At 56.3% G+C, this 15,276-nt stretch carries 13 protein-coding genes; 6 read left to right on the top strand and 7 right to left on the bottom strand.

The genetic code is table 11. The features are described 5' to 3' along the window. Positions 1-186: 186 nt before the first annotated feature. From asr to chaA, 5 genes are all read right to left on the bottom strand, one after another. A complete protein-coding gene (gene asr / locus AU511_RS03105) occupies positions 187-534 on the bottom strand; it encodes an acid resistance repetitive basic protein Asr (protein ID WP_094108734.1) in 348 nt (115 codons plus the stop codon). Between the two features lie 74 nt (positions 535-608). Then, complete coding sequence (gene rstB, locus AU511_RS03110; RefSeq protein ID WP_094108735.1) at positions 609-1,964, bottom strand: two-component system sensor histidine kinase RstB; 1,356 nt, start codon at positions 1,962-1,964, stop codon at positions 609-611. Continuing rightward, positions 1,961-2,692 carry a two-component system response regulator RstA gene (gene rstA, locus AU511_RS03115; RefSeq protein WP_094108736.1) on the bottom strand — a complete coding sequence of 244 codons (732 nt, stop codon included), beginning with the start codon at positions 2,690-2,692 and terminating at the stop codon, positions 1,961-1,963. Before rstA ends, rstB begins: the two co-directional genes overlap by 4 nt. A gap of 203 nt (positions 2,693-2,895) precedes the next feature. After that, positions 2,896-4,611: a C4-dicarboxylic acid transporter DauA gene (gene dauA / locus AU511_RS03120; protein WP_094099893.1), complete on the bottom strand. Its 1,716-nt coding sequence runs from the start codon at positions 4,609-4,611 to the stop codon at positions 2,896-2,898. 351 nt (positions 4,612-4,962) lie between these two features. Beyond that, positions 4,963-6,066 (bottom strand): sodium-potassium/proton antiporter ChaA, encoded by a 1,104-nt coding sequence (chaA, locus tag AU511_RS03125; protein WP_094099894.1) that lies wholly within the window; start codon positions 6,064-6,066, stop codon positions 4,963-4,965. Between the two features lie 594 nt (positions 6,067-6,660). Between chaA and AU511_RS03130 the strand changes: the two genes are divergently transcribed. From AU511_RS03130 to AU511_RS03155, 6 genes are all read left to right on the top strand, one after another. After that, positions 6,661-7,335 (top strand): gamma-glutamylcyclotransferase, encoded by a 675-nt coding sequence (locus AU511_RS03130; RefSeq protein WP_094099895.1) that lies wholly within the window; start codon positions 6,661-6,663, stop codon positions 7,333-7,335. A 166-nt stretch (positions 7,336-7,501) separates the two neighbouring features. After that, positions 7,502-8,503 carry an ABC transporter permease gene (locus AU511_RS03135; RefSeq protein WP_094108737.1) on the top strand — a complete coding sequence of 334 codons (1,002 nt, stop codon included), beginning with the start codon at positions 7,502-7,504 and terminating at the stop codon, positions 8,501-8,503. Continuing rightward, a complete protein-coding gene (locus tag AU511_RS03140; protein ID WP_094108738.1) occupies positions 8,503-9,369 on the top strand; it encodes an ABC transporter permease in 867 nt (288 codons plus the stop codon). The genes AU511_RS03135 and AU511_RS03140 overlap by 1 nt, the downstream gene beginning before the upstream one ends. Further along, positions 9,359-10,204 carry an ABC transporter ATP-binding protein gene (locus AU511_RS03145; protein ID WP_094099898.1) on the top strand — a complete coding sequence of 282 codons (846 nt, stop codon included), beginning with the start codon at positions 9,359-9,361 and terminating at the stop codon, positions 10,202-10,204. Before AU511_RS03140 ends, AU511_RS03145 begins: the two co-directional genes overlap by 11 nt. Then, a complete protein-coding gene (locus AU511_RS03150) occupies positions 10,201-10,881 on the top strand; it encodes an ABC transporter ATP-binding protein (protein WP_094108739.1) in 681 nt (226 codons plus the stop codon). Before AU511_RS03145 ends, AU511_RS03150 begins: the two co-directional genes overlap by 4 nt. A gap of 106 nt (positions 10,882-10,987) precedes the next feature. After that, positions 10,988-12,562: an ABC transporter substrate-binding protein gene (locus AU511_RS03155; protein ID WP_094108740.1), complete on the top strand. Its 1,575-nt coding sequence runs from the start codon at positions 10,988-10,990 to the stop codon at positions 12,560-12,562. 153 nt (positions 12,563-12,715) lie between these two features. Here AU511_RS03155 and AU511_RS03160 read toward each other — a convergent pair whose 3' ends face one another. Both AU511_RS03160 and AU511_RS03165 read right to left on the bottom strand, forming a co-directional pair. Next, complete coding sequence (locus AU511_RS03160) at positions 12,716-13,777, bottom strand: DUF481 domain-containing protein (protein WP_094099930.1); 1,062 nt, start codon at positions 13,775-13,777, stop codon at positions 12,716-12,718. 222 nt (positions 13,778-13,999) lie between these two features. Further along, positions 14,000-15,271: an acyltransferase family protein gene (locus AU511_RS03165; RefSeq protein WP_094108741.1), complete on the bottom strand. Its 1,272-nt coding sequence runs from the start codon at positions 15,269-15,271 to the stop codon at positions 14,000-14,002. Positions 15,272-15,276: the final 5 nt, after the last annotated feature.

Consider the following 15,276-nt stretch of genomic DNA (forward strand, 5'->3'; position numbering starts at 1 on the left):
AAACATCATCTTGGCTCCATGAAATCGACGCCCGCTGAATGGGGTGCCGGACGGTTGATAAACGCGCCTTTGACTCAACATGATAAAACCACTCGTGCAGGAATCTATTTCTATATCAGACCATTATTTCAAAATAGATCCCCGCTCGCGCGGGGATTGAGTCTGGTGCTGGACGTGACCGATGACTTATGCAGCCGGAGTTGCTACGGCTTTTTTGGCTTTCTTCACGTGTTTTTTAGCGGCCTGCGCTTTCTGCGTCGCTGGTTTTTTGACATGTTTTTTCTTGGCGGCCTGAGCTTTCTGGGCCGGTGCTACCGCTTTTTTCTTAGCCGCTTTTTTCGTAGCCTGAGCTTTCTGCTCGGTTGCTTTCTTCGCCTGTTTTTTCACGTGCTTTTTGGCGTGTTCGGCTTTGGTCTGCGTGGTGGTCGTTGTCGTGGGTGCGTTTGCAGCAGGCGCGGCGGTGGTGTCAGCTGCAAAAGCGACAGAGGACAGACCCAGTGTTGCGCCAGCGATCATCACTAATACTTTATTCATTATCAATTCCTCATTGTCCGTTTACGTTCGAACCCCAGTGTTGGGCCGATGTAAGGAGAATAGGGAATGATGCGCTAACGGTCTGTGAGTGTTTGGTTTCCGCGTGTAACGGTTTGTACAACGTTAGCTCCCAACATGTCTGCCGCCGCCGCGCTGGCGACGACGGGCCAGAGAAACGTCATTTTGGCGCCGCCTAATGTGCTGGACTCCGCGCGAATAGTGCCGCCGTAGGCGCGAACAATCGCGTGGACGATAGCCAGCCCCAGCCCACAGCCGCCGCTGCTGTTCTCAATTCCCGCTTCCAGCCGCACGAATGGCTCGAAGATGCTCTCCCGGTCCTGGGGGGCAATGCCGGGGCCATCATCCTCTACCTGGAGACAGGCGAAGCCGCGATCGCGCGTCAGTCCCACGCGAATGCTATGTTGGGAGAAGCGCAGCGCGTTATTGACCAGATTATTCAGCACGCGCTCCATCAGTCGCAGGTCCACGTAGCCGAAGTGCTGATGGCGGGGCGCGTTCAGCTCCAGCCTCTTGTCGGCATGGACCAGACGAAAGTCTGCTATCCGCTGCTCCAGCCACTGGGAAAGATCGATCTCTTCAAGATGCAACGTCACCTGAGGGCGGTCCAGCCGGGCGTAGGTCAGCAGTTCGTCAATGAGAGACTCTAACTGGCCGATATCCCGATTAAGCGCCTCTTGCTCGTCTTCCGGCAGGTTTTCGCTCATCGCGAGACGATAACGCAGACGCACCAGCGGCGTGCGTAGTTCATGCGCGATATTGTCAATAAGCTGTTTTTTGCTGGCGATCAGCCGATTGAGGTTGTCTGCCATCAGGTTGAACGCCACGCCCAGACGAAAGAGGCTGGACGTATTATCGAAGTGGGTGCGCTCCTCCAGATGACCGTCACCGAGCCGCTGCGCCGCGTTTTCCAATTGCAACATCGCCTTCCAGTGCGGCCGTATCCATAAAAAGACCGGCAGCGCCAGAGAAAGCCCGATGAGGACCAGCATCAGCAGGTTCAGCAACCGCATTTCGTGCAGGAAAAACAGGTAGGGGATCGGGCCGACCGCCAGCACATAGTGACTGCGGGGAATGCGCTGTATGAACGTGTATTCGTCATCCAGTGCGATGATTTCGCCCTGCGTCAGGCGCTGTTGCGCCTTGTTGCTGAGCTTGTATTTATTCATCGGCTCGATGTGCATTTTGAACGACAGATTGAGGTCCATCTGACTGAGGGTTTTGTGCCACTCGCGCGGCGGCAGGGTGCGCAGTTCGTTGCGGATCAGATAGAGCGAGCTTTTCATCAGGTCGTCCATCGATTGACGTCCCGCGCGTTCTGCCGTGGCTTTGTAGACCAACCCGACCAGCAGGGTCATGACCAGAAAGCTGGCGAACAACAAAAGAAAGAACTGAATGAACAGTTTTTTCATGGCGCGTGGGTCTCCCAGGCGTTGGGCGCGAACAGATAACCTTTGTTACGGATGGTTTTGATTCGCACCGCCTCCGGCGCCGTATCGTACAGTTTCTTGCGCAGGCGGGAGATGGCCACATCGATGCTGCGATCCATGCCATCGTAGCTGACGCCGCGCAGGTTTTTGAGCAGCGCATCGCGGTCCATGATGTGTCCGGCGTGGGTAGCCAGCTGCCACAGCAGGTCGAAATCGGCCGTCGACAGGGTGATGTCCTCGCCGGCCAGCATAACCTGACGATTCACCGGATCAATACACAGCAGACCGAAGTTTAGCGACTTGTGTACCTGTACTGTTGCGCTGGTGTCCAGCGTCGGCTGGGGCGGGGTGGCGTACTGGCGGAAGTGCAGACGCAGACGCGCCAGCAGTACGGCGGGAGGCGTGGTTTTCAGAATGTAGTCGTCGGCGCCCATTTCCAGCGCAAGAATATGGTTCATGTCGCTGTCCAGTGAGGTCAGCAGCACGATGGGGCCAGAGAAACAAGGGCGCAGCTCGCGGCACAGCGTCATTCCGTCTTTGCCCGGCAGCATGATATCCAGCAAAACCAGATCGGGTTTATTCTGCTCGATTACCGCCAAGGCGTTATCGCCGCGCGGCTCAATGCGCACATCAATATCGTGTTTGCCCAGATAGGCGGCAATCAGTTTTCCCACTTCGGGATCGTCTTCAACAAAAACAATCTTATACATACCGTCGAACTCTTTTTGTTAATCGGCTACAGCATAGCGCGCGTCACCTTTTGTCACCATGTGTCAAGCGTAAGCGGGTGTTAAAAGCCCTCGACCAGATGGAAGCCGGTGAGCAGAAAAAGGGTATTCAGAGTGAGTGATAGCGGGATGAGGGTGAAGAAACCGGCCAGTTTTAGGGCTGGCCGGTGAAGGGAAGACAGCGATCAGGCTGTCAGTGGAAGCGGCGTCGTTGGCGTCGCTTCGAGCGCAAGATCCAGTGACGGATAGAACACCAGGCGGTTTTCTATCGGCACCACGTTGGCGCGGGCCAGCGTTTTTAACGGCTGGAACGGAATGTCGGTAATCACCAGCCGCTTTTCAGGCGGCAGCAGTTCGGTGAAGCGCAAGAGCGCGTTCAGTCCGCCCGCATCCAGGACCGGTACAGCGTCCCATTGCAGGACGATGGTCTGGTACTCGTTGCTGCGAACCAGCAGCTCGCCGAAGATACGCTCGGCGGCGGCAAAGAATAGCGGGCCGTTGATGCGAATCACCAGGCGCTGCCCTTGTACCGTGGCGGGCAGTTCGCTGAGACGTGTCATTTTCGCTATCCGGCGCATGAACAGGATAGATGCGAGAACGATGCCGACGGTAATCGCAATCACCATATCGAACAGCACCGTCAATGCCAGGCACAGCACCATCACGATAATGTCGTCTTTCGGCGCGCGACGCATCAAGTCGATAACTTTGTGCGCTTCGCTCATGTTCCAAGCGACCAGCAGCAAGAGTGAGGCCATCGCCGCCAGCGGCAGATAAGACAGCCACGGCGCCAGCACCAACAGCGCCAGGATCACCAACAGCGCATGCACCACGGCGGAAATCGGCGACGTGGCGCCGGCTCGGACGTTGGCGGCGGAACGGGCGATAGCCGCCGTGGCTGTAATCCCCCCGAAGAACGGGGTTACGATGTTGCCGATGCCTTGACCGATCAGCTCGGTGTTGGAGTTGTGTTTACGTCCGGTCATCCCGTCTAACACCACGGCGCAAAGCAGGGACTCAATCGCGCCGAGAATCGCCATGGAGAAGGCGGCGGGCAGCAGCGCGGAAATGGTGCTCCAGCTCAACGGCATGATGCTACCGTCGCTCCCCGGCATATTCCACGGCAGGACGAATTGAGGCAGGATCGGCGGAATACCGTGTCCCGCCGTACCGTCAGCCAGCAGGTAGCTGAAACGTGAACCGATAGTGGCGACGTGAATGTCCAGCAGCGACAGCAGCCCCATCACCAGCGTCCCCGCCAGCAGCGCGGGCAGATGGCCGGGCAGGCGGATGCCGAGCTTGGGCCAAATCACCAGCACGGCCAGCGTGACAATACCGATCAGCGTGTCGCCCAAATGCATGGATGGCAACGCGCTGCCCAGCGCTAGCACTTTGCCGACGTAATGCTCCGGCATCGCCGGGATAGTCAGGCCGAAGAAGTCTTTCACCTGCATGGTGGCGATGGTGATGGCGATACCGGAGGTGAAGCCCAGCGTGACCGAGACCGGAATATATTCGATTAGCCTCCCCATACGACAGAGTCCAAGCACCAGCAGGAAGACCCCGGAAAGCAGCGTCGCAATCAGCAGGCCAGAGAGGCCATACTGCTGGGAAACCGGATAGAGAATGACGACGAAAGCCGCCGTGGGGCCGGATACGCTATAGCGCGAACCACCGCATAATGCGGTGATCAGGCCGGCGACCGCGGCCGTATATAGACCGAATTGAGGGGGCACGCCGCTGGCAATTGCCAACGCCATCGCCAGAGGAATTGCGATAATGCCGACGGTGATACCGGCGATAAAGTCTTGGGAAAAACGTTTGAACGTGTATTTTTCCCGCCAGCAGGCGTCAATAAACGCGCTAAACGGTTTAATGCCGTTAAATAGGTATGATTTCATCTAAGACTAGGACCAACAAAATGAAAACAGATGGCGGGTCGGCAGGAGGCCCGTCGCGGGTTAAAGTATTACGATACGCCCATTGTTCGGCGAAGATCCAGATGTAAATCAATAGAAAAGCATTCTGTATTACCTTTCGGTTCCAAGCGGAACCTTTGAACCTACTCCACAGGTAATGGATTAAATGTTTAAAAAAAGGCTTACCGTCCGAGCTGATGCCCTAACCCCTGGAGGTTCAAGAATGCGCATTGAGCGCGGGTTCGGGGAGAAGAGGGGGAAAATGCAGGAGGAAGCTTGCATGCGGGTTGAAAGGGCATCGGCGTCTTGCTTCGATGCCCTTTCAGAATAGGATCACAGCATGATGGTCATGATGTAGGCGGCAAACATCGCCAAATGCGCACTCCCATTAAGCACGTTGGTACGGCCGGTGGAAAATGAGATGTGGCACAGGACTAGTACGGTCACCATCACGACGATGTGCGGCATATCCAGCGCGAAGTTCAGCGTGTTGCCCGTGATCATCGCGATCAGCGTAACGGCGGGGACGGTCAGCGAGATTGTCGCCAGCACGGAGCCGAAGAACAGATTCATCGCCCGCTGAACCTGGTTTTGCAGAACGGCTTTGATGGCGCCCAGACCTTCCGGCGACAAAATCAGCAGCGCGACGAGAAACCCCGTGAACTGCGACGGCGCGTTCATGCGTTCAAGCAGCGTCTCCAGAAGTTTGGAGTCCATTTTGGTGACGCTAATGACGGCAACCAGGTGAACCAATAACCAAACCGCATGCCAGAGCGAACTGTGGGCCGACGGTTTGCCGTGATGGCTATCCCCTTCGCCGTCGCTCTCATCTTCATGTTCATAGACGAACAGACTTTGGTGAGTGCGGGTTTGAATTTTCAGGAAGACGCCGTACATCACCGCCGAGATCAGCGCGATGATCAGCGACTGCGAGACGGAAAAGTTGCCTGCCGGTAGCGCGGCGGGAAACACCAACACCAGGACGGCCAAGGGAATAATCGCCATCAGATACTGCTTGATGCCGCCCAAATTGACGTACTGCGTGGCAAATTTACGTCCGCCCAGAATCAGGGCGAATCCCACCAGCCCGCCGGTGACGATCATGATGATGGAGTAGAGCGTGTCGCGCATCAGATGCGGGCCGGCATCGCCGGTCGCCATCAGGGCAGAGATCAGACTGACTTCCAGAATGACGACGGACAGGCTGAGAATCAGCGATCCAAAGGGTTCTCCCAGACGGTGGGCCAGCACGTCCGCATGACGGACAACGCTGAAGGCGCTGGACAGGATCCCAACCAGCGCCAGGGCGTTAATGGCAATGATCGCCCCCAGACTGGCGGTGTCGCCCCACATCACCAGCACCAGTAGCGTTACGAGGGGAAGAACGAGCGTATATTCATGATGACGGGTTTTTACCGTTTCGGCGGATGAGGTCATTCTTGAAGGTTCCTTAATTTGTGTAGCGAGCCTGCTGTTAGAAATAACGTATAACGTCGTTATGGAATAATCGCCATGCCAAGCACCAAGCGCCGCTAAAAGCCCTGATTTGTGACTCTAGCTATGCATTTTCTGCAAAAAGATATCTGAATATATTATTTTTATATTTTTTACTTTTATCTCTCTAATAATAAACGAAATTGCTACAACCAGTCACTATTTAATCACTTTCCGCGAGCAATTTATGAGCATATTATGGTGATATTTACAAACCAACCGATGAAAAAGAGCGTAAGAAGCGGATTTAATTAAGTTTTCATTTTCGAGCGTAGGTGGAACGGCATACTGACGTCACCCGTGAGACCGCACGAAGTGATTTCCCCTGCAAGTATGATGGCTTTTTCCCAGAACAAAAAAACAGAAAATTACCACGGTACTTCATGATGTTGAGCAAATTGGTCTGCAAGGAGAACGTTTCCGACGCGGCGGCAAAATAATCAACGTGCGCGTTGATTGTACGGTTCATGATCGTTCAGAATAGCCGGGCGACGCCATTCGGCACGACAGCATTAAAGGGGTGAGGAAAAAAAACTTGTGTTAACGCGTGATTTTTTACGGAAAGCCGATTGCCGGACGTCGTTCGGCCACATCGAAGAACATTTATTGCTTACCCCGCAGCAGCGAGCTGACTCTCTGGAAACCACTTTATCCTGTCGCCCCAACCATGAGGGCGTGTGGATTTTTGGCTACGGCTCGCTCATGTGGAACCCGGCGTTTGATGCGACAGACAGCTGTCTCGCTACGCTCAAAGGGTGGCAGCGCGCGTTCTGCTTACGCCTTACCGCAGGGCGGGGCACTATCGCACAACCCGGCAGAATGCTTGGACTCAAGCCGGGCGGTGAAACGACCGGTCTGGCCTATCGTTTACCGGAAGAGCGCGTGCGCGAAGAGCTTGAGCTGCTGTGGAAACGGGAGATGCTGACCGGTTGCTATCGCCCACTATGGTGTGAGCTGGAGTGCGCCGAAGGGGGCTACCTTACCGCGCTGGTTTTCGTCATCAATCCTGACCATCCATTATTGGAACAGGACACCTGCATTCAGCGTGTGGCGCCGCTAATCGCCCGCGCCCGAGGGCCGCTGGGCACAAATGCGCAATACCTTTTCTCCTTGGAACGTGAGCTTCAGCATTATGGTATGCCGGACGACAATCTGATTGCGCTGGCGCAGCGGGTAAGGGAGCTATTGGACGTGTCACCCGCTCGCGAATAACCCTCCTAACGCCGTTATATAACTTATAGTTATATTTATATTGCTGAATATAATTTCATACGCTTTTGTCATCTCGCCTACACTCCGGGCCTTATTTTTTGCTCGGCAAATGAGGGATTAGGCAGTGCGGACAATTCATGAACACCTCCAGGCCGGGTGGCAACGAATGGGCAGGGGGCTAAGCAGTCTACTGGCGCTGGCCGTCACGCTGCTGGGGCTTCTGCTGTTCACTTTTTTACTGACTCATCTGGCGCCTATCGACCCGGCGCTGCAAATAGCCGGCGACCGCGCCAGCGAGGCGACCTACCTGCAAGTTCGGCAGCAGTTGGGGCTGGACCAACCGCTATGGGTGCAGTTCTGGCATTACCTGACGGCGCTCGCTCACGGCGATCTCGGCATTTCCCGCAGTACGTCTCAGCCGGTCTTCGATGATTTGATGCGGGCGTTCCCCGCGACGTTCGAGCTGGCGACCTGCGCCATCATCATCGGATTCGTCTTTGGCGTGACCCTGGCGCTGTTGTCGGTGTTGAAGCCCGGCAGCGCACTGGACAATGCGGTGCGAATGTTCTCGCTGGTGGGTTATTCCGTCCCCATTTTCTGGCTGGGATTGTTGAGTTTGCTGCTGTTTTACGCGGTCCTGCATTGGGCCGGCGGACCGGGACGATTGGACGATATCTATCAATACACGATGGAGTCACGTACGGGATTTGTGCTGATCGATACCTGGTTCAGCGGCGATCCGGAGATGTTCCGTAACGCCATTCGGCATCTGTGGCTACCCGCCAGCGTGCTGGGCCTGCTGTCCATGGCGGGCATCACCCGACTGCTGCGGGCGGCCATGTTGGATGAATGCCATAAAGAGTATGTTTTGCTGGCTCGCGCCAAAGGGGCCGGGCAACTGCGGATCTTACTTTGCCATGTCCTGCCGAATATTCGCGGCGTCATGGTCACCGTGCTGATGCTGTCTTATGCCAGCCTGCTTGAGGGCGCGGTGCTGACCGAAACGGTCTTCTCATGGCCTGGCGTGGGACGTTATCTGACGACGGCGCTGTTTGGCGCGGACATCCCCGCCATTTTAGGCTCCACTCTCCTTATTGGCCTGTGCTTTATCCTGATGAATGCGCTAGCCGATGCGCTGATTTACCTGATCGACCCTCGGACACGATGATGCGATTGACACTCTTAAAGGGACTGCGCTCGCAGCCGCGCGCCCGACGAACTCTCTGGCCTGCCGTTAACAGTCTAAATATCGGCGGCGTTCTCCTGGTCCTGTTGATCTTGCTCGCGCTGTTTGCCCCGTGGCTGGCGCCGTTTGACCCGAATGCGCAGTCCATCACCCAGCGCCTGCTGCCGCCTTCGCCCGAACACTGGCTGGGAACGGATGGTTTTGGCCGGGATCTGCTATCACGGGTGCTTTATGGCGCTCGGCCGACATTGCTGCTGGTCTCACTGATCCTGGTTCTGACCGTGCCGGTCGGGCTGCTGGTGGGGATCAGCGCGGGCTATCTCGGCGGCGGGATCGAGAAAGCGCTAATGCGGCTGACCGACATCGTCCTGTCTCTGCCGGGGCTAGTGATCGCGCTGGCGATGGTGGCGGTGCTGGGACCGGGACTGCTCAACGGCGCTTTGGCGCTGGCGCTGACCAGCTGGCCGCAGTTCGCCCGTCAGGCCCGCGCTGAGACGCTGGCGCTGCGCCGCAGCGACTATTTGGCCGCTGCCCGTATGCAAGGCATTACCGGCCTGCGGCTGATGAGTGGACACATATTGCCGCTATGTTTGCCCGGCGCGGTGGTACGCGCCGCGTTAAGTCTGGGCGGCATTATCCTTGCCGCCGCCGGACTGGGCTTTCTGGGTATGGGCGTACAGCCGCCAACCGCCGAATGGGGCTCCATGGTCGCGGAAGGCAGCAAAGTCATTTTCGACCAATGGTGGGTGGCGGCCGCGCCGGGCGGCGCAATCTTGTTCGCCAGCCTGACATTCAACCTGCTGGGCGACGGCCTGCGCGACAAATTGGACCCGCGACATGAAAAATAGTGAAACCACGTTGCTGGATGTCAACCAGCTGTCCATTGGATTGGCGGACGACCCCGACACGCTGCTGGTGCATCCCTTATCGTTTCGTCTGGGCCGGGAGCGCGTCGCGCTGGTCGGCGAATCTGGTTCCGGCAAATCGCTGACGGCCAAATCGCTGATGGGGTTGCTGCCGTCCGCATGCCGAATTCGCAGCGGCGATGTCGTGATGAACGGCCAGTCGCTGGCTTCGTTGAGCGAAAGCCAATGGCGTCAATGGCGCGGCGACCGGGTGTCGATGGTATTACAAGACCCGAAACATGCGCTGAACCCGATGCGTCAGGTCGGCTGGCAGGTGGAAGAGCCGCTGAAACTGCATACTTCGCTCCCGGCGCGCGAACGACGCGAAAAGGTGTTGGATATGCTTGACGCCGTCGGGTTGGCGGAACCGAAACGGTTGTATAAGCAGTACCCGCATCAGCTTTCCGGCGGAATGGGACAGCGCGTCATGTTGGCCATTGCGCTGATCACTGAACCGGAGCTGCTGATCGCCGATGAGCCGACGTCTGCCCTTGACCATGAGCGACGCGATCAGGTGCTGTCGCTGATTGACCGGCTGGTGGAAGAACGCAATATGGGACTGTTGTTGATCAGCCATGATTTACCGCAGGTGGCGCGACACTGCGAACGGGTGCTGGTGATGTACAAAGGGCGATTGATGGATGCCCTGGCGGCGGAGGATTTACCGCAGGCCACTCACCCCTATACCCGAACGTTGTGGAACTGTCAGCCGGGTAAACACACCCGGGGTCAGGTATTGCCAGTATTGGATCGCGCGTTGCTGGAGTCGTTGTCATGAGTCGTGATGCTGTGTGTCTTCGTCATTTAAGCGTGTCTCACCCGCAGGGGGGACACGTCAATCAGGTTGTTCACGAAGTCGATCTGACCATTTCGCGCGGCGAATGTTTCGGGCTGGTCGGCCCGTCCGGTTGCGGCAAATCGTCGTTGCTGTGGGCGCTGGCGGGCCTGAATCTGCATTGGCAGGGCGAGATGACGTTGCTCGGTCAGCCTGTGAAACCGCGCCATACTTTTACGGGAGAACTGCGCCGTCGGGTACAGATGGTCTTTCAGGATCCGTTTGCTTCTCTGCATCCGCGCCATCGTCTGAAGCGCACGCTGTCCGAGCCGCTAAAACTACGCAGGGAAACGGATATCGACGGGCGGATTGAACGCGCTTTTCAGCGCGTCGACTTGCCGTTGACGCTGTTGGATCGCTATCCGCATCAGCTTTCTGGCGGCCAGCGTCAGCGGGTGGCGATCATCCGGGCGCTGCTGCTTGAACCGGAGCTGTTGCTGTTGGATGAGCCCACGTCGGCGCTGGATATGTCGGTACAGGCCGAAATTCTCAACCTGCTGAACGAACTGAAATCGGCGGGCGACCTGACCCTGATATTGGTCAGCCATGACGGCAACGTGATCGACCATCTGTGCGACCGCGCCGCGGCCATGTCGCAGGGGCGTCTGCTGATGGGCTGATGAGATTATCGTGAACGGTTATATCAAAGCATTTTATGCCATTAGCGTTATAACCGGTCTTTTCTCTAGACTCTATCCAACATTGAACTTGTGTCATGGAGACATTATGAAAAAGTGGCTTCCTGTTATCCTGGCGACGGTTTTACTCGCCAGTCCATCGCTGCGAGCGGCGACACCGCCGAATACGCTCGTGGTGGCGATTTCCCTCAACGGAATTATCAGCCTGGATCCTGCGGAGAGTTTTGAAACGGTCAGTACCAGTTCGCTAGATGCGCTGTATCAGGCGCTGGTGAAAAGCGATCGCGTTAACCCGACTCAGATCAACCCCGACCTGGCGACATCCTGGCAGGTCGGCGCGGACGGACGCAGTTTGATCTTCACGCTGGATCCGAAAGCCACCTTTGCCTCCGGCAACCCGGTATCGGCAGACGACGTGATTTACTCGTTCACTCGGGCGGTGAAGATGAACAAAACGCCGGCGTTTATTTTAAACGAGCTGGGCTGGCAGCCGGAAAACGTGGATGCGCAGTTTAAAAAGCGGGATGACCATCAGCTGGAGGTCCGCTGGCCGGCGGATATCGGCAGCGATCTGGCGCTCCGGCTGTTGTCCTCCGGCGTGGCCTCTATCGTCGATAGCAAAGTGGTGTCCAGCCATAGCGTCGGCGATGATTTCGGCAGCGGCTGGTTGAAAAGTCACTCAGCGGGGAGCGGCGCCTATCAGCTCCGCAACTATATTCCTCAGCAGGCGCTGGTGCTGACAGCCAACCCGCACGGCGTGAAACAGCCGAAGCTCAAGCAGGTCATTTTGAAGGACGTGGCCGATCCGGGCGCGCGTCGCCTGCTGTTGATTCAGGGCGATGCCGACGTGGCGTACGATCTGGGCGCGGATCAGTTCAGCGCGCTGGCGAATCAGCCGGGCGTCAGCATCAGCACCTCGCCGGGCGGTAAAATCTACTATCTCGGCTTCAACACGCAGGATAAACGGGCGCCGACGCTGGGTAACCCTGCCTTTTGGCAAGCGGCCCGTTGGTTGGTGGATTATGAAGGGATCTCGAAAAATCTGCTCAATGGTCAGTTTATCGTCCATCAAAACTTCCTGCCGGAAGGGTTTGATGGCGCGGCGAAAGACCAACCCTTCAAGCTGGACGTCAATAAAGCGAAGAAAATCCTCAGCGATGCCGGCATTAAACCGGGCACTCGCTTTGCGCTTACCGTGATCAATCAGCCGCCGTACACGGATATCGCACAGGCGCTACAGGCCAGTTTTGCCCAAGCCGACATCCATATCGACATACAGCCGGTGGTGGAAAGCGAGCTGTGGACAAAAATGCGCTCGCGTAATTTCCAGTCAATATTTGTTTATTGGGGCCCGGACTACATTGACCCGAATACGAATGCCAGCACCTTTGCCTATAACGTGCCAAATGGCCCGAAAACGCTGGCCTGGCGCGTGGGTTGGGATATTCCGGCGCTCAGCCGGCAGACGCAGGCAGCAGCGGCCGAGCGCGATCGTGAGAAGCGCCAAGCGTTGTACCAAACGTTACAGCAGGAGATTCGTGAGCGTTCTCCGTTCGTGGTGGCGCTTCAAGGCATGCGTCTCGTGGCGGTGCGCGACAATCTGAAGGACGTGAAACAAAGTCTGGCCAACTCCATGTTGTATTACGATGACATTGCCAAGTAGGGCGGCAAGCCTTCCCGGCGTACTCCAACGCGGGGACAGACATCCCTAACTCGGTGAGCGAGCCGCAAAAGAAAAAACCATCGACCGCAAGGCCGATGGTTTTTTTATGTCGCTAGCAGAAGGGACTCTCGCGATAGCGAGGAACGAGTGGCCTTACCAGCCGACGCCCAGACCCAGAGAGTACAGGGTATCGTTGACGTTGCCCTGAACGCTTTGCGTCCGATTGCGCGCCACCTGCATGCTGACGGAAGACCAGTTGGTGAGCTTGTAGCGCAGACCGGCACCCGCTTTGAAGTACAGCTTGGTGGTGTTGTCGAAGGAGCGTCCGACTTCGCCCGTGGTGAAGAGCTGCGTTTTCTTACCAGAGAAGTAACGGCTGTAGTCCCATTTCAGCGCACCGGCGAAGAAATCGTCCTGGCCGTCTTCCTGATAAACGAACTGCTGGCTGCTCACCAGCGCGGTGACAGAGAAGGCGCCCAAATCGTTATCCCAGAACTGATAACCCGGACCCGTACCGATCGCGCGGCTGATCTTAATTTCTTCCACCCAGTCGCGTTTGTATTGGTAGCGGCCCTGCCAGAACCAGTTCTCGTCGATGAATTTGTCCAGCGCATATTCGCCTCCGACGTTTTTGGTGCTGTCGACGTCGTCTTCCTCGGCCATGTGGTAGCCCGCATCCAAGTTATGACGCCACGTACCGTGCAGGAGTTTGGTGCTCAACACCACATCGTGATTGTTGGTGGTCGTCGAGCTTTTCTTGTGTGAAAAGCCGGCATCAATGTTGCCTTTCCAAGAGAGGTCCTGCACCAGGGGCTTAGGAATGATCATAGAGTTGATGTCGCTCAGCGCCAGCGTGCCTTCGTTCGCCGTTCCTGACTGATTGCTGCCCTCGCTCAGCGGCTTCTGGACCACAATCCCGCGGGTTTCCGCCGGTTTAATGGCCGGGTAGAGCACACCTTCTTCGTACCGGTGGCCCTGAATGACCATCGCGTGGTCGGTCTGGAAGGTTTTGACTTTATCCCAGGAAACGGACAGCGTATCGGCATAGTCCGTTTTGATAAACAGCTTGCCGCTGTCCAGCAAAGTAATCTGTCCGGTGACTTTGTCACCATTGGTGAGCCAGAGGGTATCGGCGGCGTAACTGGTGGAAACACCCGCGACAGTCAGGCCGACGTACAGGCCGAGAGTGGATAGTGCAAATTTGGAATATGTCATGTTGTGAGATAAACAAATGGTGACTGAAGGTGAAAGACGTCCTTGAGACGTTCGGCCGTTAGAACACCGGTTGTTAACCGGCGCCGCAAACATTAACAGGAAACGAGCCGTGTCTCTAGGCATAAGTAAGTATCAATTAGAATGTAAATCGTTATAACCGAGGTCATTAATGATTTACCGATATAATCGTGTGGAAAGCCCATGCTTCCCACGGCGAAACGATTAAGCTGCGCTGCTCGACTCAGTGAGTCGACGGTTCAGAAAGCGGTTTGTCAGCGCATTACGTATCCGCACCACAACCTGTTCCTGAAATATGACGCACAGCGCCACCGTCGTTAATAGGAAAATGCCGTAACCGGTCATCGAAAGCTGTACTTGACCCGCCGTAGTCACGCACTGAGACCAGTTGCCGAAGCAGCTTATGGGGTTGGCCCGGACCAGCTGTTCGAGCGTGCGGTAAAGATTAAATAATGGTACATGCAGCGCAAAGATAGACAACGACGCGGCACCCAGTCGCGGGGACCATTTCCTGATCATCTCGCTGCCAGGGTCGCGGGCTTGCGCCGACAGACAGACTAGCAGGACCTGCGAGGGCAGTAAAAGTCCGTTGTGCAGCAGGAAATACCAGTGCGCTCTGCCACGGGTAAACAGAACGGTGGCGATGACGAAACAGACCACAATAAAAGCCACCAGCCCTCTGCGCTGCCGCGCTGTTAACGCGGGGACGACACCGTCTTTGTACTGTCGAAAAATCGCATAACCGAGGATCCCCGCCAGAAACTCGGGCAGCCGGAAAATTGGGCCGCGTTGCAGCAGACCGGTATACGGCATGCCGTAGAGTTTGTGCCAGACCACCCATACTGCAGGCAAAAGATAGAGTACGAAGATGAACGCCAGCCAACGGCGCGGGTAGTGGCTATTCATCAGACGGGGCGCCAGCAACGGAAACAGCAGATAGAAGAAGAACAGGGTGGATAGCGACCACAACGGCGCATTAAAGGTTAGAAAATAAGGGTTCCACGCCTGTAGTAATAACAGTTGTAACAGGCTGTTGAACGTGAGTTGGGCGTTATCCATATAGTGACGCAGCGTGGCCGGATCGACTCCGGGCTGGTTACTGTCATAAATCACGAACCGCGCGCTGGCGACCTGACCTTCCGGTGGAATCGCCAGCCACTGCATCAACATGACGACCAAAATTGAGCTGATAAGGCCGATGATGTGAATGGGGTAGAGATTGAATAGACGCTTAGCCATAAATCGTCGGGCCGGTTCACGTAGCTGACCGTCCCGAATATACACGTGGGCGAGTAAAAAGCCGGACAACACAAAGAAGGTGCTGGTCGCAAAGAACCCCATACTGGTCAATTCATCCAGAAACGGGATGTTGAATCGCTGAGGGTAGACGTGCAGCGTGTGGTAGACCATAACGTAACATCCCAGCAGAAAACGGAGCCATTCGAGTCCGATAAACCGCTCTTTACTGACTTTCATCTCTA

It is taken from the genome of Lonsdalea iberica (assembly GCF_002111585.1).
GTDB lineage: Bacteria > Pseudomonadota > Gammaproteobacteria > Enterobacterales > Enterobacteriaceae > Lonsdalea > Lonsdalea iberica.

Bases quoted from the DNA above. Each gene is read 5' to 3' on its own strand.
- asr (WP_094108734.1), bottom strand. From the start codon at position 534: ATGAATAAAGTATTAGTGATGATCGCTGGCGCAACACTGGGTCTGTCC.
- rstB (WP_094108735.1), bottom strand. From the start codon at position 1,964: ATGAAAAAACTGTTCATTCAGTTCTTTCTTTTGTTGTTCGCCAGCTTT.
- rstA (WP_094108736.1), bottom strand. From the start codon at position 2,692: ATGTATAAGATTGTTTTTGTTGAAGACGATCCCGAAGTGGGAAAACTG.
- dauA (WP_094099893.1), bottom strand. From the start codon at position 4,611: ATGAAATCATACCTATTTAACGGCATTAAACCGTTTAGCGCGTTTATT.
- chaA (WP_094099894.1), bottom strand. From the start codon at position 6,066: ATGACCTCATCCGCCGAAACGGTAAAAACCCGTCATCATGAATATACG.
- AU511_RS03135 (WP_094108737.1), top strand. From the start codon at position 7,502: ATGGGCAGGGGGCTAAGCAGTCTACTGGCGCTGGCCGTCACGCTGCTG.
- AU511_RS03140 (WP_094108738.1), top strand. From the start codon at position 8,503: ATGCGATTGACACTCTTAAAGGGACTGCGCTCGCAGCCGCGCGCCCGA.
- AU511_RS03145 (WP_094099898.1), top strand. From the start codon at position 9,359: ATGAAAAATAGTGAAACCACGTTGCTGGATGTCAACCAGCTGTCCATT.
- AU511_RS03150 (WP_094108739.1), top strand. From the start codon at position 10,201: ATGAGTCGTGATGCTGTGTGTCTTCGTCATTTAAGCGTGTCTCACCCG.
- AU511_RS03155 (WP_094108740.1), top strand. From the start codon at position 10,988: ATGAAAAAGTGGCTTCCTGTTATCCTGGCGACGGTTTTACTCGCCAGT.
- AU511_RS03160 (WP_094099930.1), bottom strand. From the start codon at position 13,777: ATGACATATTCCAAATTTGCACTATCCACTCTCGGCCTGTACGTCGGC.
- AU511_RS03165 (WP_094108741.1), bottom strand. From the start codon at position 15,271: ATGAAAGTCAGTAAAGAGCGGTTTATCGGACTCGAATGGCTCCGTTTT.